Below are 24,445 nucleotides of genomic sequence, written 5' to 3'. Positions count from 1 at the left end.
TATGCTCCCTCGACGTGTCCTTCCCGCTCCTCGTCCTCCACCTCTCGGACCTGCATTTCGGCCCGCATGGTCGCTTCGGGGGCCAGGATGGCGAGCGGCTCGCTGCGCGCTTCGCTGCCGCGATCGACGCCGCGCGCGAGGAGCTTGGCATTCGGCAGGGCGTGGGGCTCGTCGTGGTCACGGGTGACATCGCCGAGGCGGCGCGCAAGAACGAATACGAGGCCGCGCTCGGGTTTTTTGGGCACCTCGATGCGCTTCTTCGTGTCCCGCGGGATCGATTCGTGTTCGTCCCTGGAAACCACGATGTCTCCTGGGCCGAGACACGCAAGGTCCAGATCGAGCAGGAAGACGAGGGGTTCGACGATGCCGAGCTCGAACGCCGCCTCGCTCTCGTGCGCCTCGCGCGATTCGAAGCGTTCGTGACGGCGTTCCACGGGCGCCCGCGCGCCGAGCTGCCGACCGTGACCTCGATCGGCCATGGCGCCGTCGTCCACCATTTCGCCATGCCGGATGGCGGGATCGCCGTCGCCGCCTTGAACTCCTGCGAGCGCGAGTCCCACGCGCGGCAGGGCGGATCGTTCGGCGAGGCGCAAGCTCAGCGCTTGCTCGATCATCTGCGCGGTTTGCCCCCGTCGTGGATGTCGATCCTCGCCGTGCACCACAATCCGATCACGCCCGTGCCGGAGGCCGTGGAGAGCTGGGTGCAATGGCTGCGCGGCCACCCCGGTCCGCTCAAGCCCGAGACGATCGAGCATTTCGCCGCCGACGCTGCCGGCTTCGAGGGCAAGGAGCACCTGCGCGCCGTGACCGAGGACGCGCGGGTCTCCGTGGTCCTGCACGGACATCATCACGGCGCCGATGCCCATGCATTCCCGTTCCGGCGCGGGGAGAAGGGGCACACGCTCGTGCTCTCGTCCGGGAGCTGGGGGCTTTCGCCCGGGAAGCTGCCCGAGAGCCAGCCGGCGATGGTGCACCTGCTGGAGCTCGATCCGGCCCGGCGGCAAGCGCGGTCGATCCTGCGGATCTACGCGCCGCGCGTCCGCGCCGAGGGGCAGGTCGAGCCGGGGACCTTTGCGGTGGATCCGGCGAGCCCGCGCGGCGCCACGCTCGATCTGTACGTGCCGAAAGGGTTTGGCGAGGAAAAACAGATCGTCACGCCGTCCGAGGCCGTCGAGGTTTCGGCGTTCGTCGAGGCGTATCGCCGGCGGTTCGGCGCACGTTATGTGCGCTGGGACCTCGGTGGCGTGGGCGTGACGCAGCCGAGCGGGGGAGGGCCGCCCGTGCCTTCGCGGCTCGACGAGATGTTCGTGCCGCCGAGGCTCGGGACGAATACGGACGCGGACCGGCTCGACGATGGCGCGCCGCTCGAGCCCTTCGCGCTTGCCACGCGCGAAACGCCGCTCGTCATTCGGGGCCCGGCCGGCTGCGGAAAGACCACGATCCTGCGCCATTGTTTCCGCAAGCTGCTCGCCGAGGGCGAAAAGAACTGTGTCCCGTTTTTGATCGAGCTCCGCGAGCTCGGGCGCGCATGGGAGCGGGCGGTGCCGAGCGAGCGGACGCTCGAAGCCTATCTCGCGGGGCGCCTCGCCGAGGTGCGCGGGCGCGACGAACGAAAGACGCTCGCCGTGCTCTTCGACGATCCCACGGGGCCGCGGCCCATTCTGCTGGTTGACGGCTGGGACGAGCTCGGCGATCTCGGGGACGAGGTGCGCGAGAAATTGATGGGCCTGCTCGGCACGTCGCCGCGCGTGCTCGCGGTCGTGACGAGCCGTCCTTATGGCGAGAGCCGGCCTTCGGGCGCCGAGGGGTTCGACGTGCTCGACGTGCAGCCGCTCTCGGACGAGGAGATCCGGGCGTTCGCGACGCGCTTCCACGGGCGCGTGCACGGCGAGGACGAGGCGTCCGCCCACGCCGCGAGCGAGCGCTTCGTCTCGGCCCTCGCGTCGAGCGCCGAGGCCGAGGCACTCGCGCGGACGGCGCTCCTGCTCGTGATGATGCTTTTCGTGCACCGGTCGAGGCCGCTCCCGGACAAACGGCACGAGCTATACCGGATTTGCCTCGACAACCTGCTTTCGGCCCGGCCGCGTGCGAAGGAGGCGGAGGGGGCGCGGGCGCCGTCGGCGGTGTTCCGGCCCGAGGACGCAGCCGAGCGGATGCGTGTGCTCGCGGAGCTCGCCGATCGGGTGCAGCGCGATGGCTATCGCGAGCAGAGCCGGAGCCCGATCGTACGCACGGAGGACGAGCTTTGCGCGCTCTTGCCCTCGCGCTTCTCGTACGAGGAGCGACGCGGGTTCATCGCGTGGCTGGTCTCCTCGGCGGGCGTGCTCGTGGATCGCGCCGACGAGACCTTTTCGTTTGCGCACCTGAGCTTCCAGGAATACCTCGTGGCGCACCATTGGGCCGCGGTGGTGGAGGGGGCGGAGGCGCGGGTCGCGCTTTGCCGGCGGTATTTGCACGATCTTGCGTTCTGGGAGACGCTCAGGCTGTGGGCGGCGGTCGTGGAGGACCGGAATCCCGCGCATCTCGCGGCGGTGCTGGAGAATCTCATCGAGGGAGACGCGGACGGGTTCTGGCTCGCGGGCGTGATGTTCGCGGACGGGCTCGGCGCGGGGCATTTCGAGGCGTGGTGCGCGCGGCTCTCGGCCCATTTCCACGTGCACGAGCAGGTGCGCGGGTTCGCGGCCGCGCGGGCGTGGGCGGCGAGCCGGCAGGAGGGGCGGCGGCAGCGGCTCGCGGCGGCGTGGCCAGAGGTGGCGTCGCAGGCGCGATGGCTGCCTGGGGTCATTGCGGCGTCGTGGTGGCAGGAGGCGCGGCTCGGGCGCGAGGAGGCGGAGCCGCCGGCGATGTCGCGATTGCTTTCGGCGGCGGGCGAGGGGCAAGGCGTGGCGCGTGGTCGGGCGCTCGGCGGGTCGAGCCCGGTTTGGCCGGGCGATCCGCCGGAGCTCTCGCTGCTCCATTTGTGGCCGGGTCCGCGGGGTCCCGCGGCGGCGCGATTGCAGACGTTGATCTCGCTCGGCGGCAAACGCGAGCACCTCGGGCGCGCGGCCCGGCGGGCGCTCGTGCCGGAGCGGGAGGAGCGGGATCTGGCGCGGTACATGGCGCGGTATCTGGCGCGGTCGTGGGCGAAGGAAGCGGCGCACGACGACTGGGTGCGCACGTGGGCGCTCGACCTCGCGCGGGACTGGGCGATGGATCTGTCGCGCTCGTGGGCGCGGGAATGGGCGCGGGATTTCGCGCTCGATCTGGCGCGGTACTGGGCGCGTTATCTGGCGCGGTACTGGACGCGGGATCTGGCGCGGGACTGGGCGTTTGATCTGTCGCGCTACTGGGCGCGGGACTGGGCGCAAGATTGGGTGCTCGACATGGCCTGGGTCTGGGCGCACGAGCTCGAATTGCCCGAGGAGCCGTGGACGCTCGATTTCGCGGCCGCGGAGCTCGCGGGGATCGGCCGGGCCGGGACACGCGCGGTGCTCGCGTTCTCGGAGCCGAAGGATCCACTCCTGCGCCTGTTCCACGAGGCATGCCGCCTGTCCTTGCGTCCGCGTTCGGAATCGATGCCTTTTCGCCGTGCGCTCGCGGAGCTGCCGGAAGGAATCGACCCGCTCTGGCCGGCGCTCGCGCGGCACGTGGCGCGCATGTCGACGCCCGAGGACCGGAAGCTCTTGTGCGAGCTCGCCGAGCGCCCGGAGAGCCGCGAAAAACCGCTCTCCTGGGGGCTTCGGTATTACGTGCGCGGCGACCTCGTGCTCGACGACGGGACCGAGGTCGAGCTCGACGAGCTCTGCGACGAGGCGGGGATCGCCCGATTGCCGTGGCTCGTGGATATGCCGGACGAGCTCGACGTCGAGTTCGATTGAGGGTCAGCGCCGCGCGAAAAAGCCGGCGAGGAAGGTGGCCGCGCCGCAGGCGGCCATGACGCCCGCCATCGGGCGCATCGAGCCATCGTTGAAGAGGCCCACGAGGGACGACGCGCAGGCCGCGATGCCGAATTGAATCGACCCGAGCAGGGCGGAGGCGAGGCCCGCCCGGGCCCCTTGCTCCTCCATCGCGAGCGCGGTCGCATTCGGCCCGATGAAGCCGATGCTCGCCAGGAATCCGAACAGCATCGCGGCCACCGCGGGCAAACCCCCGACCCCGGTCACCGCAATGGCGTAGAGGACCACGCCCACCGTCGCCGCCGCGACCGTTCCGCGCGCGAGGAGCCGGCCCGGCGCGAAGCGCGCGAGGAGCTTGTGGTTCACCTGGGACGCGGCGATGAACCCGACCGCGTTCGCCCCGAAAAACCACCCGTACCGCTGCGGCGAGACGTGGAAGAGGTTGATGAGGACGAAGGGCGAGCCCGAGATGTACGCGAACATGCCCGCCTGCGAGAATGCGCCCGTGAGCGTGTACGCGACGAACGAGCGGTGCCCGAGGAGCGCGCGGACATTGCGGGCGAGGGACCGGACCTCGATGCGCGTCCGCGTGGTCGAGGTCTCGGGCAGCGCCGCGGCCATCAGCGCGAGGCAGGCGGCGCCGAGTACGGTGAGCACGACGAAGATGGTTCGCCAGCCCGCGATTTCCAGGGTGAAGCCGCCGAGGAGCGGCGCCAGGATGGGCGCCGCGCCCATGACCAGGATGAGCATGGAGAGCAGCCGGGCTGCCGCGGCGCCCACATAAAGATCCCGGACCACCGCTCGCATGACGACGGGCCCGGCGGCGCCGCCCAGCGCTTGCAGGAACCGGAGCGCGATGAGCGCTTTTGCATTCGGCGCGAGCGCGCATCCGGCCGACGCGAGCACGTACAGGGTGAGCCCGAAATAGAGCGGGCGCTTGCGGCCGAACCGATCCGTGACCGGTCCATACCCGAGCTGGCCGATGCCGAGCCCCGCGAAATACGACGCGAGCGTGAGCTGCGTCATCGAGGCGGTGGTGCCGAGATCCCGCTCGATCGAGGGCAAGCTCGGCAGGTACATGTCGATCGTGAGCGGCCCGAGCGCCGCGAGCGCGCCCAGGATGAGCGCGAGCAGGCCCGGGCGATCACGGTGGGAGAGGTGATCGTCGGAGGGGAGGGAGGTCGCCATTCAACCCCTCTCGAGCGTGACGAGCACCGTCTTCAAATGGGCTTCTGCGCCCGGCTCCGGCGGGAAATCCTCAGGATCGGGCCACTCCTTCACCTGCGCCGCGCCCCGCCCCGCGTCGCGCGCGGCGTCCTGCAGCACACGCTTGAACTTGGCGCGCGAGATTCCCTTGTGATTCGTGCACGCGAGGAGCCGTCCGCCCGGCGCGAGCACGCGGAGGACGCTCGCCGCGAGCTTTTTGTAATCGCTCTCCGCGGAGAAACGCGTCTGCTTCGTGGTCGCGAAGCTCGGCGGATCGAGGAGCACGAGGTCGAATGGTCCTTCCTTGGTGGCGCTCTTTTCGAGCCATTTGATCGCGTCCGCCTCGACGAGCGCGTGCGCCGCGGGATCCACACCGATCCGGTCGAGGTTCCGCCGCGCCCAATCGAGCGCGCCGCGCGACACGTCCACGCTCACCGTTCGCCGCGCCCCGCCCGCGGCCGCCGCCACCGTGAAGGGGCACGTATAGGCGAAGAGGTTCGCGACGGACAACCCCGAGGCCATTTCCCGCACGCGGCGACGGTTTTCCCTTTGATCCAGGAAGATACCCGTGGACAAACCATCGCCGAGCCGCACCTCGTACGGCAAGCCGAGCTCGTGCACGACCATCGGATCGGGCGCGGGCGCGCCGCGGACCGGGTCCTTCGGCGCGAACTGCGGCTCCCGCGCGTCGACGATGCGGCTTGCGTGCTTCGGGCGGATCTTGAGGTAGATACCCGTCGGGCCGAGCCGGAAGGCCGCGTCGAGGATCCGCTCCCGCGCGGCCTCCGCGTCCTCGTCGTAAAGCGAAACGACGAGGAAATCCCCGTATCGATCCACCGTGACGCCGGGCAATCCGTCGCCCGCGGCATTCGCGAGGCGGAAGGCATCCGTGCCCGGGAGGCGCGCGATCCACGCGCGGCGCTCGGCGGCCTCGCGCAAGCGACGCTCGAGGGCGTCCACGTCGGAGAGCCCTTCTTTCCCTTCGAGAAAATCCGAAAAGAAGACCGGAATGGGGGCGCGGAGCGTGAGGGGGCGGCCGCCTTCCGGGTGGTCGAGGACGAGCTCTTCGAGGTGCAAGGCGAGCCGAGGCGCCGGATCTCCGCCGCGCGCCACGTCGCCCACGATCGGAGCTTGTTCGGCGCCGAGCTGGGCCGGGAGATCCACGGGACAACCAGGCTCGGGCGTGAGCGCGAGGAGCGTGCGATCGCCGCGCCGCTCGAGGACGCGGAAGTTCACGGTGGAGACCTGGCCCGCCCGCGCCGAGGGCGGCAAGACGCGATGGCCGCCGTCGCCCGGCGCGAGCCGATGCCGCAAGACGCCCTTGTCCGGCCCCTTGCCGCGGCCGAGCATGCCCGGCGTGCCGCGGACGAGCGCGACGTAGGTGCGGCGCGCGCGGCGGCGCTCGATTTGTTCGGCAATGGATCGGTTCGCCTCGCGGCGGCGCGTGAAGACGAGCACGCCCGAGGTGTCCCGTTCGAGGCGCTGGTGGACGCCAAGGTAGACGGGCGCGCCCGGCTGCATGGCCTCGTAATAGGCCGTGAGGCGGCGATGGACGTCGTCGCTGCGCTCGGGCGCGTGTGTCGGGACGAACGGGGGCTTGTCGATGGCGACGAGGTCTCGGTCCTCGTGGATCAGACGGCCCGGCGGGGAGAGCGGCCAGAGGTCGAGCGGCACGGCTTCAATTCTGGGTCACGTTGGTGCCCGGCGGAGGGGTGAAGGTGAACTCGGCGGGGTCGATCGTGGCGGGTTGCGTCGAGCCCTCGAAATCGAAGCGGTTGCGGTTGCCCTGGGCGTCGACGAGCATGACGCGGCGGATCACGCCGGGATCCTTCTTCTCCAGGAACGCCTTGTCCACGTAGAAATACACCGAGTCGTAATGTGGCGTCGCTTGCCGAGGTTTCCCGAGCAGGACGGGGCCGCCCTCGAACTTGGATTTGTCGTGGAACGCGAAGTTGAACGAGGGGCCGAGCCCCTTGCCCATCAGGAAGGCGAGGGCGCCGGGGTACTCGGTCTTGTCCACGGGCTGCACGAACATCTGGTTGTCCTCGCCGATGTAGACCTTGAGCGTCGTGCCGTCGGAGACGATGCGATTCTTGCTCGGCGCGTCGTACCGGAAGGAGATCTTGTTCGGCCGCTCGAAATAGAAGACGCCAGTCGATTTCTTCGTCGTGCCCGCCACTTTTTGCGTGTGCTCCTGCTTGAACTTCGCGAAGAAGGTCTTCTTGTCGAGGAAGACCTGATCGATCGCCACGGCCACGGCGTCGGCCGAGCCAGGCGCAGGCGCGGCCGAGGGCGCAGGCTCCGCGGCGGAGGCGGTGGCGGGTGGCGCGGCCGCGGAGGCGGTCGCGGGCGGCGCGGCGGCGGACGCGGTCGCGGTCGGGCGCGGGGACGCGGCGGCGGAGGCGGTTGCGGTGGCGGGCGCGGGCGCGGGCGCGGCGGCGGAGGCGGTTGGTGCGGCGGCCGTGGGCTCCGCGGCGGGGGCGGCGCTCGTGGTGGCGGCCGGGGCGGCGGCGCTCGGCGGGGGCGGCGCGGGCGCGGCGGAGGAAGTCGGGAGCGCGGTCGGGGCCGGGTCGTCCTGGCAGGCGGCGAGGGCGAGGAGCAGGGCGGAGGTGGCGAGGAGCGGGCGCTTCGGCATGTCGATCGTCTCGGCTTGTAGCAAAGGACAGGAGGGGCGTCGTCGGGATCTTTCGGCGGCGCGGACCCCGGGGGAACGGCACGGGGGCCTCGGAGGTTACATGCGAGGCGAGGAGGCCATTCCGCGGGGCGAAATCGGGTAGGATCGCCCGCGATGGAGCCACTCGTCGACCTTCCGTGGTGGCTGCGCGAGCATGTGGGGGTGCTCTTCGCGGGCTTGGCCTCCGGGGCGTACTGGGTCGCGCTGGCCCACAACCGGGACGTCGACGGGGACATGTTCGTCTCCGTCATCCGGAGGATCATCGAGGCCGGCAACCTGCCACGCGCCCTCAAGATCACGAACGCCGGTCACCCCCTGCCGGTCTGCGTGGCCACGAAGGCCGCGATCCTCGCGGCCGTGCGCGTGGGCTCACCGGAGAGCGCGGCGCGTGGCGGATATCGTGGCGGACCGAATGCCGCCCTCGTGCCCGTCTTCTCCGAGATCGCCCGTGACTACGACGAGGCGTTCCGGAAAGCCGCGGCGCTGCTCTGGAGGGCCTTGTTCCTCGCGTTGCCGTCGCCGTTCCTGCTCGTCCTCGCCGCGTGGGGCTCATTCGAAAGCTGGCGGCCCGCGTCCTTTCCCTGGGGGATGCTCCTCGCCGTGAGCGGGATCCTCGCGCTCGTGTATGCGGGGAATTGCCATGTCCGGATCGTGCTTTCGCGCGAACGCGTGTTCCGAAACCTCGCGCCGCTCTTCGAGCAAATCGCCCGGGACGGTGGGAGGGCCGTGGGAGGGCCGTATGAGGCGCAGGAGCGCACGATCGCGACGTGAGCCGTTTTCCCTCGCTCGGGCGTCCTTCGGTTTGGCGCGTAAACACGCGTATCGGCCGGGCGGATGCCCCGTTTCACGAGGAGAACGGAAAATGATGGCGAAAAGGCAGCTTTCTCTGGTGCTCGTGTCCACGATGGCTCTGCTCGGTATCGCGTGCGGGGGCGGCGAAACACCGCAGCCCGAGACGGCGCCGCAGCCGCCCGCCGAGACGACGACGCCGCCGGCGCCGGCCGAAACCACGCCGCCGCCCGCGACGACGGCCGCGGAGCCCGCCCCGACGCAGGCCGCTCCGGCCCCCGCGCCCGAGCCCGCCCCCGCGCCGAAGCCCGGCAAGGAGCGAATCGTCGGTCAATGGCAGTTCGATTTCTCGGGCGAGCCGCGCGCCAACGCCGAAGCCGAAGCCAAGAAAAAAGCCGGCAAGGACGAGAAGAAATATGCCGCGCTGATGAAGGAGCTCGAAGAGGCCGCCGCCGGCGAGTGGATCGAGTTCACCGTCGATTCCGTGTACGTTTCGCACGTCACCGAGAAGGGCAAGGACAAGGTCATCCTCAAGGTGAAGTACGAGGTCGTGAAGGACGAGAATGGGACCGTGGTGATGAAGCCCGCAGGCAAGGACGAGATCTCGAAGAAGGAGATGCCGAAGGATCTCGCGATCACCATCACATTGAAGGACGACAAGACGCTCGAGCTTGTGGACCCGAAGAAAAAGATGACGCTCGTCTTCAAGCGCAAGTCCTGATCCTGCTTCGTCGCGCGTGCGGCTTGCGAAGTGCCCCGCGCCCCTGCATGATCGTTCCTCCGGAAAATGGAAAACCCCCGCCCGACGGAGGGATCGTGACGCCCGATACACACACGGCTGGTGAGCACCGCATCGAGCGCGAGGAGACGGACCTTTTCGTCTATCGTTTCACGCGCGGAACGGCGACCGGCGCGCACGTCGGCGAGCTGAGCAAGCTCGAGAAACCCTTGTGGGACGAGTGCGCGCCGATCTACAACCTCGTCGTCCTCGGCGAGGATCTCTCCATCGCCCCCGGCGCGATCACCGAGACCGCCAAGCTCTTCCGCGCGTCGCCTCCGCGCACCGCCGCCTACGTGGTGCGGAGGTTCTTCCACCGGACGTCGATGGAGTTCCTCACGCGCATGATCCGCGCGTTCGGGGTGAACATGTACGGCAAGGTGTTCGACAACGAGGCGAGCGCGCGCGCATGGCTCGCCGAGCGGCGCAGGGGGCGCAACCGCAAGAGCGTGATGTAGGCGCGATCGGCAGGGCGTTACTTCGTGTCGGGATCGTCGCCGGCCGGGTCGCGGCTCTCGATGACGATCGTGCCGCGCTTCGTGGTGGCCTTGCGCGGCGGCGGGGACGGGTTCGTGAGGGAGGCCAAGAGCTCGGGCGCAGGGGCGCCGGCGATGGGCAGCACGATCTCCTTGGTTTCGGCGCCGCGCTCGTAGGTGACGCGAAGCTCGGGCGCGGTGGCGAGCGAGGTCCACGCGTCCCAGAGTTGCTCGGGGGTCTCGACGGTCTTGCCGTTGATGCGCGTGACGACGTCGTCCGGGCGGACGTCGAGCCCGGTCCACTCCTCCGGGATGGCCACGAGGCGCCAGCCGACGAACTTGCCGTCCCGGAAGACCTCCTCGGGCCAGACGCGGCGGAGCAGCCACGGCAGGCCCATCGGCAGGACGGTCTTCAAGGTCTCCCGTTCGATCTTGTCCGGGGCCTTCGCCGGGCCCTGGTCGGCGGCCCCGGACGCGCCCTTCGCCGGGGTTTTTGGCGCGGCCGGCGGAGGGGATGCCTCGCTCCCGCCGCCACAGCCGAGCAGGGCCAAGGAGAGCAGGCCGAAGAAGTACACGTCTCGCCGCAGCATGCGGGGACTATGGGAGAGCGGCGCGCCGCTTGCCAACAATCCGGACGGGTCCTCGCGTCAGGCGGCCTCTTCCATCGGCGGGCCGCCGGTGCGGGCGATCTGCTCGGGCCGCACCCGGCCGACGTCGAAGGCGTGGGCGGCGTCGAGCATGCGATCGAGGACGTCGTCCACGGCCATCGCAGCGCCCTTGCGGAAGCGGAGCGGATTCAGCCGCGCGACGACGAAGGGCTTGAGGAAGGGGCTCTCGAAGCCACGCGCCTTGAGCTCGGCGGCGATCTCGGTGACGCGGTCGTCGAGCTCGAGGAGCCGCTCGGCCTGCGCTTCACGGCGGGCGAGGGCCTCGGGGAGCGGGAGGTCGAGGAAGGCGTCCGAGGCGCGGAGGACGCCATGGTACGAGCCTCCCGAGAAGCGCGGGCGGGCCTCGTAGCAGAGTCCGAGCGTGAGCAGCGCGGGCTCCTCGAACTCGAAGGAAAAATCCTTCTCGGCGCGGTCCGAGCCTGCGTCGGCGAGGGAGCGGGCCATGCGGATGACCTCGATCGCGCGTTCGCGGACGTTGTGCGCCTTCTCGGTGTTGAGGGCGAGGATCTGGTAGGCGACACGCTCGTCCGGCACGACGAGGGCGACGAGGGCGCGGCCGCCGAGGCGCTTCATGGCCTCGAGGCGGTGGCGGCCGTTCGGGGTCCAGTAGCGGCCATCGGGACGGCGGAAGGCGATGATCGGGTCGAGGAAGATGCCGATCTTGTCGAGCACGGTCGCGAGCTTCTGCGCGTGGGCCTCCGAGAGGTCGCGCTGGAACGGCGTGGGCTCGACGCGGTCGAGCGGTAGGCCCGCGAGGAGGGTGGGGTGGGCGCCGAGCGGGTCGCGGTAGATGGCGAGGACCGAGCCGCCGTCCTCCTGGATGGCGTGCGCGAGGCTTTCGACCTCGGGCGGGACCGGGCCGGCGAGCAGGACGCCGGCGGGCAGGCCGCGCGATCCCTCGGCCGGGGCTTTCTTGCGGCGGGTGCGTTTTGCGGGCGGCGCGGCGGCGTCGGCTGTCGCGGGCGCTTTTTTGGAGTGGGGTGCGGCGCGTTTGGTCGTGGCCATGCACCGCGTTCGTTCGGCGCGACGTTCGTCCCGGCAACTGGATCAACGGAGATCCACCTTCGGGCGGGCTCAGTCTCGCGTGTAAATCGAGGTCGAGCGGGGCGGCGCGGTCGTGGTGGAAGCATCCGCAGGCGGGCGGGAAGATGGCCGCGGGGGCGCGCGGAGCGTCACGGCGGGCGCGGGCGTCGAGACGGACGCGGAGGGGACGGCGGACGGGGCGGGGGGCGCCTCGGCGGTCGCGGGGAGGATCGGGGAAGGGGCGGGCGTCGGGGTCACGATCACGGGGGGCGGCGTGCCCTGCGTGTCCTCCGTGGCCGGCGCGGCGAGGGGTGCGGGCGGGCTCGTGGGGCGCGGCGCGCGGACGGCGTATGCGAGGACGGATCCGGCGCCGAGCAAGCCCAGGACGAGGAGTGCGGCGAGGCGGAGGCGGCGAGGTTTGTCCGGGGAGGCGCCTTCTCCGAGCGTGTTCACGGGCGTCCCTACGGCGGGCACCTCGATGGTCGAGGCCTCGCTCGTGGTTCGTGCTGGGACCGAGGGTTCCGGGAGGAAGCCTCGTGGCGTCCGGCTGGGCGTCGACGCGGGCATGGCCGGCGTTTCGATGGGGGCCGCGTGGGAGATGCCTTCCCCCTGGTCGAGGACCCCGGCGAGGGCCCGCACGGCCTCGGAGGCGCTCTGGAAACGGTCCTCGGGTGCGAATGCGGTGACCTTCGCGAACCAGGCGTCGAATGCGGGCGGCAGCGTCGTCCCCGCCCGCGCGCACCGTGAGGTGGCGGGCTCGCTCGGGCCCACGCAGACCTTCGCCGCGAACGCGAAGACATTCAGGCCCGCTTGCGACTCCTCGTCCCAGTAGGGGATGCCAGAGAGCAAGGTGTACGCGATCATGCCGAGGGCGAACACGTCGGTCGCGGGCGAGATGACGGAGTCGGCATCGAATTGCTCGGGCGCCATGTAGAGCGGCGTGCCCATCGAGCGCGTGGCGTTTTTCGTGGCGCTGGCCGCGAGGAGCTTGGCGATGCCGAAATCGAGGACCTTGATGCGAGGAGGGCTCTCGTCCCGTTCGCACAGGAAGAGGTTGTCGGGCTTGAGGTCGCGGTGGACGATGTGGGCCTTGTGCGTCTTGTCGAGCGCGAGGGCGGTCTGGCGCAGGTACTCGAGCACCTCGGCCGGGGGGAGCGGGCCGAGACGGCGCAAACGCTCGCCGAGATTCTCCCCGTGCAGGAGCTCCATCACGAGGAAGGGCATTCCGCTCGTCGTCTCGATCCCCGCGTCGAGCACGTCGACGATGTGCTCGCTCTGCACGCTCGCCGCGACGCGCGCCTCCAGGCGAAACCGCTTCCGGAGCTCGTCGCTCGGGATGCAATGCGGCAGCATCACCTTGAGGGCCGCGTGGCGCTCGGTCTCGGTATGGATGACCTCGTAGACCGCGCCCATCCCCCCGGTGGCAAGGCAGCGGACGACCTCGTAGCGGTCCGCGAATACGCTGCCTGGAGTGAGGACGCCGGCGGACATGCCGCGATCGTAGCGCGAGGCGGCGCCGAAGAAAAGCGTGGCACTACGCGAATGAGGGGCTTGTCAGTAAGGCCTCCGACATGCGATCATCCAAACGATCCCGATCGAAGGAGAGTGTTTGATGACGAAGCGGTACAGTCGAGACGCTGAAACGTGCAGGTTTCGTGGCGCACGCGCCCATCTGATTGGATCCACGCTCGCTGCGGCGGCGATCTTCGCGACGACCGGCGCTCGCGCCGAACCGGCGGAGTGCTCGCTCGATCCGTCGATGTGGCCGGCGCCGGCGAAGCCTTACTTCTTGATCGCGTTCGACACCTCGGGGTCGATGTCGCAAAACGTCATGCAAGCTGGGGCGCCGGTGATGAGCTCCTGTGGCTTCGGGTCGTCGCGCGGGGACCACGCGAAGTGTGTCGTGAAGAACTTGGTCGAGACGTATGGCGAGCAGGTGAACTTCGGCCTCGCCGCGTTCGCCCGAGGGTCGGCCATGAACTGCACGTCGACCTGCGCCAACGTAGGGTTCGGAGATGGCAACGGGACGTGCACGTGGCAAAGTTATCCCGGGGGCGGCGTGCCCGGGGGCGGCTGCGGCACGGAGCCCACGTCACAGCCGAATTCGGAGGACCGGCACGGCGGGGAGATCCTCGTGCCCGTGCGTCTAGACAACTTTTATGCGCCGCCGCTCGAGCCCTCCAATGTCTCCGAGCTTTTGCAATGGGTGGACAACGATTGCACGCAGTCCGGGACGATGCCCAAGGAGCTCTGGGCCCAAGGCGAGACGCCGATCAACGGCTTGCTCCGTGACGCGTATCGGTACCTCTCGGTCGGATGGTCCAATCCCACGGGGACCAGGTCGTTCCCTTCGCCGATCGCGGACGCGGGCGAGCGGGCCTGTCGGCCGGTGCGTGTCCTTCTGATCACCGACGGCCTCGAGAGCTGCGACGCGAGCGCGGACGCGGTGGACGCTGCCGCCGACCTTTACGCAGGTTTCACGAAGGGCGGGATCCTCTGGAGCGTCAAGACGCACGTCATCGATTTCGCGGCTGCCAGCCTCAACAACGACGCCGTCGCCGCCGCCGGCGGCACCGGCACGGCGATCAAGGCGAACAACGAGGCCGCGCTCAGCATGGCGCTCGCGACCATCATCGAAGGCACGATCGGCAAGGCGGAGGTCTGCGACGAAGCCGACAACGATTGCAATGGCTGCACGGACGAGGGGTTCGGCCTCGATGGCCCGTGCTCCGTGGGCGTCGGCGCGTGTGAGCGGACCGGGTTCCTCGTGTGTGACGGGCAGGGAGGAACCGCGTGCGGCGTGGCGCCGGGGCAGCCGGAGACGGAGATCTGTGGTGACGCCATCGACAGCGATTGTGATGGCGATCCGAGCAATGGTTGCAACGAAGACCTGGATGGCGACGGCGTGCCCGGAGCGTTCGACAATTGCGCGGACGTCGCCAATCCGGATCAAGCGGACCAGGACGGCGACGGAGAAGGAGATGCCTGCGACGCGGATCCCGACGGCGACGGCATCCCGACGGGGATGGGCGACAATTGCCCGACGACGCCCAATCCGGACCAGGCGGACAGCGACATGGACACGCTGGGCGACGCCTGCGATCGGGACAGCGTGCTCGACGATGATCAGGACACGATCCCCGATGCGCAGGATGTTTGTCCCGCCGTACCCGATCCCGATCAGGCGGACCAGGACGGCGACGGGGTGGGCAATGCCTGTGACGACGATATCGACGGGGATGGGCTCCTGAACGACGTGGACGCCTGTCCCCTCGACCCGCGGCTCTCCTGCCCGAACCCCATCTTCGACGTCGATTGCGCTTACGGGGCAGGGAGCTCTTCCGATTTCACGCCCGCGGCCATGGCCTCGATCCTCGCGGGCCTCGCGCTCTTCACTCGCCGCCGCTCCATGCGTCGATCCGCATCCAGAACGGCTCGATCCACGAGGCGGTGATAGCGTCCTCCCCCGCCAGGAGCGTTCCCTCGAAATCACCCACCAGGAACACGCGTCCTTCCCCGTCGACGGCCATGCCCGTCGCGCGCTGCGTATACATGTCCCCGAAGGCGCCCGCTCGTACGGCCCGTAAGGACGCGTCGAGCTCGAGGACGAGCACGTCCTCGGCGCCTTTGCTCTCGAAGACACGATCGCCCACCTCGACCCGGCCCGTGAAATCGAGCGCGAGGTAAGTGCCGCCCCCGGGCCGCGGGGCCATCGCCCTGCCGCGCGTGACGCCCGTCTCGCCAAAGCTTCGGATTTTGACGAGTGCGCCTTGGGGATCCACGGCCGCGACGAACGCCGCGCGCTCGGATCGCGCCGTGGCGAGCGTGGCCCCGTGCCCCACGCTGCCCCCGAAGCTCCCGAGCACGACCGTCTGACCGAGCGCATCGACGACCACGCCCGCCGCCTCCTCGTCATCGACCGCATCGCCGAGCGCGAGCGTGAAGCCCGGCCCGCCCGCGGCGTCGATCGCGGCGACGAATACATCTTTTCCGCCGGCGCTCCACACCGTCCCCGCGCCGATCGAGCCCTCGAAAGCGCCGACCACGACGGCCCCGCCGTCCGGGCGCGCCGCGATGGCGATCGCCTGCTGGACGAGCGGGCCGCCGAGCCGCGTGGACCATCGAGGCGAACCACCTGCGGTCCTCGACGCGATAAAAACGTCGTAATCGCCTTCGCTCTCGAGCGCAGGGCCGCCGAAGCCGACGACGCCCGAGAACGCGCCCGCGAGCATGATGCCGTGGCCTTCGGCGACCGCCACGCTCGTCGCGATTTGCTCGCCCGTATCTCCGAAACGCATCGCTTCCCCGCCGATCGTCTCGCCCGGCGCGAACCCGTCGAGCACGGTGAGGAACGCGTCCTCGCCGGAGGTGCTTTCGAGCCGCGTCGAGCCGAGATCCAGCGCGCCCGCGAACTCCCCGACGACAACGACGCTGCCGTCGGTCCGCGTGGCCACGTCGACCGGGTGTACGGTGCCGAGCTCGCCTGCGACGAGGGACCGGGCGATCGCGCCGGCCGGGGAGAGCTCGATCAGGAAAAAGGCTTCCTTGCCGGGACACGGCGTGGGGCTATCGCCGAGGTGGAGCTCGCCGCTGCAATGCCCCACGAGGACGGGCTCTCCCGAGGGCAGGACCGCGACGTCCGTGATCGTGCGGGGACCCATGCCTTCGATTTTAGCGACGGCCGCGGCGCGCAGCTCGCCCACCGGGCGCTCCTCGAAGGGCGGAGGCGGATCCTGGAGCGGCGGAGCGCACGCCGGCAGGAGTGGGAGCGCGACGAGGGGAGCGAGCGCGGACGGCGAGGCCCTTCGCATGAGACGCGTCCTATCAGAAATGGCCGACGACGGCGGCGCCGCCGGCGCCCTTCGTGACCCACGGGACGAAGGCCGCGGCGTGGGGGACCTTCGTGGCCTCGGGCGACGCGCGAACGATCCCGGTGATGGCGGCGCCGATGCCGAGCGCGCCGAGCGCGCCGAAGCCGATGGCGAGGCCGAGGTCGCGGTTCCAGAGCCGGCGATACTCCGCCGCGAGGCCGGGCTCGACGCAGGTGCCGTCGGGGCAACGCTCCGCCACGAGGCCGCGGACGTGGAGGTGCGAGACCGTGAACACGATGCTGCCCGAGGCCGCGGCGAGGCCCCCGAGCCCGGCGACCCAGGCCCAGGTCGGGACTCCGCGGTAGGCATGCTCGGGAGGTTCGGGGTGGTGAGGGTCGGTGGGTAGGATGGGAGGGAAGCTCGTCGAACCGGCTGGACGCGTCGGGGTCGTCGCCTGCACGTCGAGCGCGACGGTCTTCGCCTCGCCTTGGGCCACGATCACGCGCTGCTCGATCGGCGGGGTGCCGGGGACCCACGTCGTGAGGAGGTGTTCGCCTGGATCCACGGGCAAGGCCGTGCCGAGCGAGGCGGCGCCGAGCTCGATCCCGTCGCGCGTCACGCGGGTTCCGGGCGGCGCGGTTTGCGGCAGGACGAGCGTGAGCGTGGGGATCGTGGGATCGATCGCGGCTTTTTCTTTGCGGGCGATCGTCGCGCGCTCCGCGTGTTTTTGCCGCAGCGGCGCGGGCATGCCGTCGAAGAGCCGCAGGTATTCGGCGTAATGGGCGGACGCCGAGGCAATCTTGCCGGAGAGCCGCTCGCATTCGGCGAGGGTGAACAGGGTTCCGGCGCGGGGATCGAGGCGCTGGCTCTCGGCGAAGGCGGGGCAAGCGACGTGGAAATGCCCGGCCTGCATCGCGACGAGGCCCCTGTTGAAGAGGGCCTCGGCCGCCGCCGGATCCTGCTGCGCGTGGGCAACGGGAGCGGCGAGGAGGGCTGCGCAGGCGATCGAGAAAGGCCACGCGGAAGCTCCGGAGGGCTTGCGTGGGCGGGCCATGAGAAACGGTATCGTCCGGCCGCGCGGGGCGTCAAGGCGACCGTGCGGCGTCGCATCGCGCGGGCACATGGCCGCTTCCCGGCGTAGAGTCGCCGCCGGTGGAGTCGTCCACGTCGTTCCCGATCCTGCTCTCGCTCCGCGTTGCCGGCCTCGCGCTCCTTTTCGTCGGGCCGATCGGGCTCGCGGTCGCGCTGCTCCAGGCGCGGTGCCGGTACAGGTTGCGTGGGCTCGTCGACGCGCTCGTGCTCTTGCCGCTCGTCTTGCCGCCTTCGGTCGTGGGGTATTGCCTCGTCGTGGTGTTCGGACGGCGGGGGCTCCTCGGGCGGATGCTGGAGGAGGGGCTCGGCCTTCGGCTTGTGTTCTCGCCGGCCGGCGCGGCGCTCGCGTCGGCGGTCGTGGCGCTGCCGATCCTCGTGAAGACGGCGCAACCGTCGATCGAGGCGGTGCCATCGCAGCTCGAAGACGTGGCGCGGACGCTCGGGCTCCGGCCGTGGGAGGTGATCTTCCGCGTGACCTTGCCGCTCGCGTGGCGCGGGGTGCTCGCGGCGCTCGTGCTCGGGTTTGCGCGGGCGATCGGCGAGTTCGGCGCGACCTTGATGCTCGCGGGCAACATCCCGGGCCGGACGAACACGATGCCGGTGGAGATCTTCTCGGCCTTCCAGGAAGGCGACGACGCGCGGGCCGGGTTCTACGTGGTGGTGCTCTCGGCGATCTCGGTCGTGGTGGTGCTCGTGGCGGGCTTGCTCGGGCCGCGGGAAGGGCGGGCGACATCGTGAGTGGTGCGCCGGCGCTCGACGTCGATCTGCACGTCACGGTGGGTCGCGGCGCGGCGGCGTTCTCCGTGGAGGCGCGGTTCTCGCTGCCTACGGGCGTGCTCGTCCTGTTCGGCTCGTCCGGCGCGGGTAAGACCGTCACGCTGCGCGCGATCGCCGGCCTGTTGCGGCCGGCGCGAGGCTCGGTGCGGCTCGCGGGCGAGGCCCTGTACGACTTTCCGCGTGGGGTCTTCGTGCCGGCCGAGAGGCGGCGGATCGGGTACGTGCCGCAGGACCAGGCGCTCTTTCCGCACCTCGACGTGCTCGGCAACGTGGTCTTCGGTCTGCCCCGCGCGGAGCGGAAAAAGCCAGGGTCCGCGACGCTCGCGCTGCTCGACGAGCTCGGGCTCACGGCGCTCTGCGAGGCGCGCGTGGACGCGCTTTCCGGTGGCGAGCGGCAGCGGGTGGCGCTCGCGCGGGCGCTCGCCGCGGAGCCGAGACTGCTCCTGCTCGACGAGCCGCTTTCCGCGCTGGATCGGCCCTCGCGGCTCGCGATCGGTCGCTCGTTACGGGAGGCGCTCGCGCGGCGATCGCTGCCGGCGGTGCTCGTGACGCACGACGCGGAGGAGGCGGCGGCGTTCGGGGATGTGTTCGTCCGGTTCGAGCGGGGAACACCGGCCCGCGAGATGCCGCGCGAGGTCGTGCTCGGGGAGGGGGCGCCGTGTCCGCACTGCGGCAAGCCGTGATCGGCGAGCACACGGCGACGCTCGAGCCGCCCGATCTGCTCGTCCTGACCTTCCGAGGCGTGATCCGCGCCCCCCATGTCGCGGCCTACGCCGCGCTGCGCACCGAGCTGCTCGCCGATCAGCGCTACCTCCTGACGCTCGCGGATCTACGCCGCGTCGAGGGCGTCGAGCCCGCGTGCCGCCGCAGCATCGCGGCCATCCGGGACGAACGAGCGCAGGCAACCGCGTTCGTCGGCGGCAGCTTTCGCTTCCGGGTCGTCGCGGAGCTCATCGCCAACGCGGCCCGCGTTTTCGCGCACAGAAAGCTCGCGTTCCGGTTCTTCCCGGACGAAGCCTCCGCCCGCTCCTGGCTCACCGAGATGCGCCGAACGCTCCGCGGCGCGTGAGCGGACCGGGGTGGACATGATGCCCGCTGGCCCCTACCTGCCCTACCTGCCGCGTCGCGGCATCTGTCCGTAGACACCGGCCGGCCTCCGCGGTACCCGTCTGCCGGCAACGACAACCCAGGGAGCCTTCTCGGATGAAGCCAATCCACCGTGCAGCCGTCATCGGCGCCGGGGTCATGGGCAGCGGAATCGCCGCCCACCTCGCGAATGCCGGGATCCACGTGGTCCTGCTCGACATGGTCCCGCCGAACCTCGGCGACGCTCAGAAGAACGACCGCACCGCCCGCTCCGCGTGGGCCCAGGGCGGGCTCGACAAGGCCTTGAAGGCCCGTCCCGCCGCGTTCTTCCACCCCTCCTTCGCCCGCCTCGTCGAGGTCGGCAACGTGGAGGACGATCTTTCGCGTGTGAAAGATTGTGACCTCGTGATCGAGGCGATCATCGAGAAGCTCGAGCCGAAGCAGAGCCTCTTCGCGCGCCTCGAAGCGCTGGTCAAGCCCGGCGCCATCGTCGCGTCGAACACCTCGGGCCTGCGCATCGCGGAGATGATGGCGGGGCGCGGCGAGGCGTTCCGGAAGAACTTCCTCGTCATGCACTTCTTCAACCCGGTCCGCTACATGAAGCTCCTCGAGCTCGTGGCCGGGCCCGACACGGATCCGGCCGTCTTCGAGCGCGTGCGTCGCTTTGGCGAGGACGTGCTCGGCAAGGGCATCGTCGTCGGCAAGGACACGCCGAACTTCGTGGGCAACCGCATCGGCGTGCACGCGATGCTGGCGACGCTCCAGGGCATGGTCGAGATGGGCCTCGAGCCCGAGGACGTCGACGCGATCACGGGCCCCGCGATGGGCCACCCGAAGAGCGCGACCTTCCGGACCGCGGATCTCGTCGGTGTCGACACGTTCGTGCACGTCGCCGACAACTGCTACGCGTCGCTCACCGAGGACGAGGACCGCGAGGTCTTCAAGGTCCCGGCGTTCGCCCGCGGCATGATCGAGAAGAAGATCCTCGGCGACAAGACGAAGGGCGGCTTCTACAAGAAGGGCAAGGACGGGCAGATCCAGACGCTCGACGTCAAGGCGCTCGAGTACCGAGCGAAGGGCGGCGACGAGGCGATCCGCAAGGCGACGAAGTCGATCGAGAAGATCGCCTCGCCCGAGGAGCGCGTGCGCAAGCTCGTCGCGGACGAGGGCAAGGCCGGCGCGTTCGCGTGGAAGGTGCTCTCGAAGTCGCTCGCGTACGCGGCGCGGCGGATCGGCGAGATCACGGACGACGTGACTGCGGTCGATGACGCGATGAAGTGGGGCTACAACTGGGAGCTCGGCCCCTTCGAGACGTGGGACGCGCTCGGCTTCGTCAAGACGGCGGAGCGCATGAAGAAGGACGGCATCACGCTGCCGGCCTCGATCGAGCAGATGATCGCGTCGGGCGCGACGAGCTTCTACCAGGGCGACGAGGTGTACGACCTCGTGAAGGGCGCCTTCGTGAAGCGCGCCATTGATCCGCGGAACGCGACGTTCTCGATCCTGAAGAAGGGCGAGGCGCCGGTGCTCAAGAACGACGGCGCCGAGGCGTGGGATCTCGGCGACGGCATCCTCGGCCTGACCTTCAAGACGAAGGCGAACAGCATCGACGCGGACGTGATCTCGATGCTCTCGCTCGCGGCCGCGAAGGCCGAGGAGGACTTCCGCGGGCTCGTCATCTCGAACGACGGCGATCACTTCTGCGTCGGCGCGAACCTTTTCCTCGTCGTGATGGCGGCCGGGCAGAAGGACTGGGAGTCGATCCGCGCGATGGTGAAGAACTACCAGTACGCGACGCAGCGGCTGAAGTACGCGCGCGTGCCGGTGGTCGCGGCGCCGTGGGGCATGACCCTCGGCGGCGGCCTCGAGCTCTGCTTCGGCGCGGGCGCGGTGCAGGCGGCGGCCGAGACCTACGCGGGCCTCGTCGAGGTCGGCGTGGGCCTGATCCCGGGCGGCGCGGGCACGCTGAACATGCTCTGGCGCGCGCTCGAGGGCATCCCCGAGGGCGCGAGCATCAACACGCAGGAGATCGTGACGCAGGTGTTCAAGAACATCGCGCTCGCGAAGGTCGCGACGAGCGCGGACGAGGCGAAGGCGCTCGGCTTCTTCCGCAAGACGGACGGTGTCTCGTTCGACAAGGCGCGCCTCGTGACCGAGGCGAAGGCGAAGGCGATCGGCCTTGCGGAGTCGGGGTATCACCCGCCGGCGCCGAAGGCGTACCGGCTGCCGGGCGAGAGCGGCATCGCGACGCTCCGGATGATGGTCGACACGCTCGTCGCGGGTGGCTACGCCACCGAGCACGACGCCAAGATCGCGAGCAAGCTCGCGGTCGTGCTCTGCGGCGGCGCGAGCGGCAACGCGCACGAGGTGACCGAGGACGAGATCCTCGAGCTCGAGCGCGAGGCCTTCGTGAGCCTGTGCGGCGAAGAGAAGAGCCAGGCGCGCATGCAGTCCATCCTGATGACCAACAAACCCCTGCGGAACTAGGTGGTAGCCATGGCAGACATCGTGATCGTGGAGGCCGTTCGTTCGGCCGTGGGCCGTGCCCACAAGGGAGCGCTCGCGCAGAAGCGCCCCGACGAGCTCGCGGGTGAGGTCATCCGAGGCCTGCTCGCGCGCGTGCCGCAGATCAAGCCGTCGGACATCGACGACCTGGTCCTCGGGTGTGCGATGCCGGAAGGCGAGCAGGGGCTCAACGTGGCGCGGCCGGTGGCCTTGCTGGGCGGCCTGCCCGAAGAGGTCTCGGCGATGACCATCAACCGGTTCTGCTCGAGCGGCCTGCAGGCGATCGCGCTCGCGGCGGGCAGCATCACGGCCGGTTACGCGGACATCGTCCTCGCGGGCGGCGTCGAGAGCATGTCGATGGTGCCCATGACGGGCAACAAGATCTCGGTCTCGCCCGAGGCGATGGATCGGTTCCCGTCGGTCTACACGCCGATGGGCATCACGGCCGAGAACGTGGCCAAGCGCTTCAACGTGGCGCGCGCCGATCAGGACGCGTTCGCGTTGTCGAGCCAGAAGAAGGCCTCGGCAGCGATCGAGGCGGGCCGCTTCAAGGACGAGATCGTCGCGGTGACGGGCGTGCGTTACAAGGGCAACGAGCGCATCGCGTTCGACTTCACGCGTGACGAGCTGCCGCGCCCGGACACGACGCTGGAGGGCCTGACGGCGCTCAAGCCCGCGTTCGCGACCGTAGGATCGGTGACGCCGGGCAACAGCTCGCCGCTCTCGGACGGCGCGGCGGCGGCGCTCGTGACGACGAAGGCGAAGGCGGACGCGCTCGGCGTGAAGCCGCTCGGCTACCTGCGCATGTTCGTCACGGCGGGCGTGGATCCGTCGATCATGGGCATCGGCCCGGTGCCGGCGGTGAAGAAGCTCCTGGCGAAGACGGGGCTCTCGATCGCCGACATCGACCTCGTCGAGATGAACGAGGCGTTCGCGAGCCAATCGGTCTACTGCCAGCGCGAGCTCGGCATCCCGGACGAGAAGCTCAACGTGAACGGCGGCGCGATCGCGCTCGGCCATCCGCTCGGCTGCACGGGCGCGAAGCTCACGGCGACGGCGCTCTACGAGCTGCGCCGCCGCGGCGGGCGGTACGCGATCGTGACGATGTGCATCGGCGGCGGGATGGGCGCGGCGGGGCTGTTCGAGCGGGCCTGAGCTCCACGTTCCTTCGTTGAAGAGGGCCCCCGTGCGGATGCGCGGGGGCCTTTTTTCTTAGGGGAGTCTCATGGACGAGGCTTCAACACGGAGGGGGACCGTAGCGAAGGGGCGTCGAGGGGAGCTCGGTACGGAGGGGGAGCGTGGCGAAGGTACGTCGAGGGGAGCTCGGTACGGAGGGGGACCGTAGCGAAGGTACGTCGAGGGGAGCTCGGTACGGAGGGGGAGCGTGGCGGAGGCTCATCGAGGACGGGTCCCCGTGCGGTATGCGGGGGGACCCTTGCATTGGCGGGAGATTTCAGTCTGCGGCGTCCGAGGCGCGCGCGATGGCCTGGATGGCCTCGCGGACGCACGGCACGCTGACGAGGGATGGAAAGTCCTGCTCGGCCAGAGCGGTCCCCGGTGTCACGCAGGTCTGCCGCGCTTCGTCCGGGTCTCCTGCGCCATCGGCATGGATGACAAGTAGCGTGAAGGCGCCCCAGTGCTCGGCGACAGCGGCGGCGATACGATCGTCTCGCTTCGGGGGATACGGCCTGGGAGCGTCGATGCCGATGGTCTCCGCGACGTCGACCCTGCTCGGAAGAAGCCTATTTCCCAGCAGATCGAGCAAGCGATTGATGAGTGGGGAGAGGAAATCGTAATCGCTTGGCCCCTCTGCATAGAGGGCAGCACAAAGGTAGATACGGCTCCGTGTCATTCGGCCGCCTCGGCGTCCGCGGCGTGGAGCAGCATGTCGACTTCGCGCAGCGAGGCGACGAAGGCGCTGTCGCTCGGCTTCTTGGGCTTGCCCACGGGGCGGGCGCGGGGCTCGCGCGGAGGCGTGTCCGCGAGTATCGTCGCGAGATTGGAGGCGTCGGGCGCGAGGATGCCGGAGCTGATTCTCTCGCTTGGCTCGCGGAGTCGGGTGGCATCGAGATGAGGGATGCGGAATGTGCCGAGTTCTTCCACGAGGGCGTTGACGAGACCCAAGAGAGGGGAAGAGAACTGGACCGAATGCGCCCCCTGGAGAACTGTGCCTGAAGACTCTCCGATGATATTGGTGACGAAAGAATCCGTCTCGTCACCGCCGTCGAGCTTTCCCCGAAGACTCTCGTGCTTGATCACGAATCTGTCGACGCCCGATTCCCGCGCTCGGCGCTCAATCGTGAGCTCGTATTGATATCCTGTTGGGAGCGTCGCGACTCCTCATCGAGAGCTGGAATGGGCGCGCGCATCGACACCTCGACCGCAAATCGAATCGTTTTGCTCGTCTCTCCCCCAAACCGGCTGAACTGATCGAGGACCCGTCCGCGTCCCTTCTTGAACGCCTCCTCCACGGGCATCGAGGCCAGCCGCCCGAGCAGCGCCATCGCCTCCAGCAGGTTCGACTTCCCCGCTCCATTCGGGCCGACGAACACGGTGAGCGGCTCCAGATCCACCGCGAAATCCCGCAGCGACTTGAACCCATCGACCTCGAACCGCGTGATCATGCCATCAGCGTACCACGTCGCTGTACGCCAGCCATCCGAACCCATGCGCTTTCGAGGGGAG

Annotated in this window: 21 protein-coding genes; 10 read left to right on the top strand and 11 right to left on the bottom strand. The window is 69.8% G+C overall.

The window, feature by feature from the left end; genetic code table 11:
• The first annotated feature begins 14 nt into the window (after positions 1-14).
• Entirely contained in the window at positions 15-3,857 is a 3,843-nt protein-coding gene (locus KEG57_RS26320; RefSeq protein ID WP_272424560.1) for an NACHT domain-containing protein, read from the top strand.
• Positions 3,858-3,860: 3 nt separating this feature from the next.
• On the opposite strand, the gene KEG57_RS26315 is transcribed toward KEG57_RS26320, so the two are convergent.
• Genes KEG57_RS26315 through KEG57_RS26305 form a run of 3 tightly spaced genes read right to left on the bottom strand, consistent with a single transcriptional unit; the run spans position 3,861 to position 7,716 of the window.
• Complete coding sequence (locus tag KEG57_RS26315) at positions 3,861-5,063, bottom strand: Bcr/CflA family multidrug efflux MFS transporter (RefSeq protein WP_272424562.1); 1,203 nt, start codon at positions 5,061-5,063, stop codon at positions 3,861-3,863.
• A complete protein-coding gene (locus tag KEG57_RS26310; protein ID WP_272424564.1) occupies positions 5,064-6,755 on the bottom strand; it encodes an RluA/RlmK domain-containing protein in 1,692 nt (563 codons plus the stop codon).
• Between the two features lie 4 nt (positions 6,756-6,759).
• Positions 6,760-7,716, bottom strand: a complete 957-nt coding sequence (locus KEG57_RS26305; RefSeq protein WP_272424565.1) for a LolA family protein — start codon at positions 7,714-7,716, stop codon at positions 6,760-6,762.
• A gap of 153 nt (positions 7,717-7,869) precedes the next feature.
• Between KEG57_RS26305 and KEG57_RS26300 the strand changes: the two genes are divergently transcribed.
• From KEG57_RS26300 to KEG57_RS26290, 3 genes are all read left to right on the top strand, one after another.
• Complete coding sequence (locus tag KEG57_RS26300; RefSeq protein ID WP_272424566.1) at positions 7,870-8,526, top strand: hypothetical protein; 657 nt, start codon at positions 7,870-7,872, stop codon at positions 8,524-8,526.
• A gap of 91 nt (positions 8,527-8,617) precedes the next feature.
• Positions 8,618-9,265, top strand: coding sequence for a hypothetical protein (locus tag KEG57_RS26295; protein ID WP_272424567.1), 648 nt, complete (start codon positions 8,618-8,620; stop codon positions 9,263-9,265).
• 47 nt (positions 9,266-9,312) lie between these two features.
• Entirely contained in the window at positions 9,313-9,780 is a 468-nt protein-coding gene (locus tag KEG57_RS26290) for a hypothetical protein (protein ID WP_272424568.1), read from the top strand.
• Positions 9,781-9,797: 17 nt separating this feature from the next.
• Here the strand turns inward: KEG57_RS26290 and KEG57_RS26285 are convergent, their stop codons facing one another.
• The 3 genes from KEG57_RS26285 to KEG57_RS26275 form a co-directional block, all read right to left on the bottom strand.
• Positions 9,798-10,388, bottom strand: a complete 591-nt coding sequence (locus KEG57_RS26285; RefSeq protein WP_272424570.1) for a serine protease — start codon at positions 10,386-10,388, stop codon at positions 9,798-9,800.
• A 57-nt stretch (positions 10,389-10,445) separates the two neighbouring features.
• Positions 10,446-11,471: a ParB/RepB/Spo0J family partition protein gene (locus tag KEG57_RS26280; RefSeq protein WP_272424571.1), complete on the bottom strand. Its 1,026-nt coding sequence runs from the start codon at positions 11,469-11,471 to the stop codon at positions 10,446-10,448.
• 69 nt (positions 11,472-11,540) lie between these two features.
• Entirely contained in the window at positions 11,541-12,980 is a 1,440-nt protein-coding gene (locus tag KEG57_RS26275) for a serine/threonine protein kinase (RefSeq protein WP_272424572.1), read from the bottom strand.
• A 121-nt stretch (positions 12,981-13,101) separates the two neighbouring features.
• On the opposite strand from KEG57_RS26275, the gene KEG57_RS26270 reads away from it, so the two are divergent.
• Positions 13,102-14,943 (top strand): thrombospondin type 3 repeat-containing protein, encoded by a 1,842-nt coding sequence (locus tag KEG57_RS26270; protein WP_272424573.1) that lies wholly within the window; start codon positions 13,102-13,104, stop codon positions 14,941-14,943.
• Here the strand turns inward: KEG57_RS26270 and KEG57_RS26265 are convergent.
• Positions 14,882-16,300: a hypothetical protein gene (locus KEG57_RS26265; protein WP_272424574.1), complete on the bottom strand. Its 1,419-nt coding sequence runs from the start codon at positions 16,298-16,300 to the stop codon at positions 14,882-14,884. The genes KEG57_RS26270 and KEG57_RS26265 overlap by 62 nt on opposite strands.
• Before the next feature lie 13 nt (positions 16,301-16,313).
• Positions 16,314-17,354, bottom strand: coding sequence for a tetratricopeptide repeat protein (locus tag KEG57_RS26260; RefSeq protein WP_272424575.1), 1,041 nt, complete (start codon positions 17,352-17,354; stop codon positions 16,314-16,316).
• Positions 17,355-17,452: 98 nt separating this feature from the next.
• Here KEG57_RS26260 and modB point away from each other — a divergent pair, with 98 nt between their 5' ends.
• The 5 genes from modB (at position 17,453) to KEG57_RS26235 (ending at position 22,915) form a co-directional block, all read left to right on the top strand.
• Positions 17,453-18,130 carry a molybdate ABC transporter permease subunit gene (gene modB, locus KEG57_RS26255; protein WP_272424576.1) on the top strand — a complete coding sequence of 226 codons (678 nt, stop codon included), beginning with the start codon at positions 17,453-17,455 and terminating at the stop codon, positions 18,128-18,130.
• Positions 18,127-18,852 (top strand): ATP-binding cassette domain-containing protein, encoded by a 726-nt coding sequence (locus KEG57_RS26250; protein WP_272424577.1) that lies wholly within the window; start codon positions 18,127-18,129, stop codon positions 18,850-18,852. The genes modB and KEG57_RS26250 overlap by 4 nt, the downstream gene beginning before the upstream one ends.
• Entirely contained in the window at positions 18,828-19,238 is a 411-nt protein-coding gene (locus tag KEG57_RS26245) for a hypothetical protein (RefSeq protein ID WP_272424578.1), read from the top strand. Before KEG57_RS26250 ends, KEG57_RS26245 begins: the two co-directional genes overlap by 25 nt.
• A gap of 134 nt (positions 19,239-19,372) precedes the next feature.
• Positions 19,373-21,742, top strand: a complete 2,370-nt coding sequence (locus tag KEG57_RS26240; RefSeq protein ID WP_272424579.1) for a 3-hydroxyacyl-CoA dehydrogenase/enoyl-CoA hydratase family protein — start codon at positions 19,373-19,375, stop codon at positions 21,740-21,742.
• A 9-nt stretch (positions 21,743-21,751) separates the two neighbouring features.
• A complete protein-coding gene (locus tag KEG57_RS26235; protein ID WP_272424580.1) occupies positions 21,752-22,915 on the top strand; it encodes a thiolase family protein in 1,164 nt (387 codons plus the stop codon).
• A 298-nt stretch (positions 22,916-23,213) separates the two neighbouring features.
• On the opposite strand, the gene KEG57_RS26230 is transcribed toward KEG57_RS26235, so the two are convergent.
• The 3 genes from KEG57_RS26230 to KEG57_RS26220 are packed head-to-tail and all read right to left on the bottom strand — an operon-like array spanning position 23,214 to position 24,384.
• On the bottom strand, positions 23,214-23,612 hold the full coding sequence (locus tag KEG57_RS26230; protein ID WP_272424581.1) for a hypothetical protein: 399 nt from the start codon (positions 23,610-23,612) through the stop codon (positions 23,214-23,216).
• The gene (locus tag KEG57_RS26225) at positions 23,609-24,019 is read right to left on the bottom strand and encodes a hypothetical protein (protein ID WP_272458871.1); all 411 of its coding nucleotides are present in this window, start codon (positions 24,017-24,019) and stop codon (positions 23,609-23,611) included. The genes KEG57_RS26230 and KEG57_RS26225 overlap by 4 nt, the downstream gene beginning before the upstream one ends.
• Positions 24,016-24,384, bottom strand: coding sequence for an AAA family ATPase (locus KEG57_RS26220; RefSeq protein WP_272424584.1), 369 nt, complete (start codon positions 24,382-24,384; stop codon positions 24,016-24,018). Before KEG57_RS26220 ends, KEG57_RS26225 begins: the two co-directional genes overlap by 4 nt.
• Positions 24,385-24,445 lie beyond the last annotated feature (61 nt).

The organism is Polyangium jinanense, from assembly GCF_028435365.1.
This window is presented reverse-complemented; position numbering and strand designations above follow the sequence as displayed.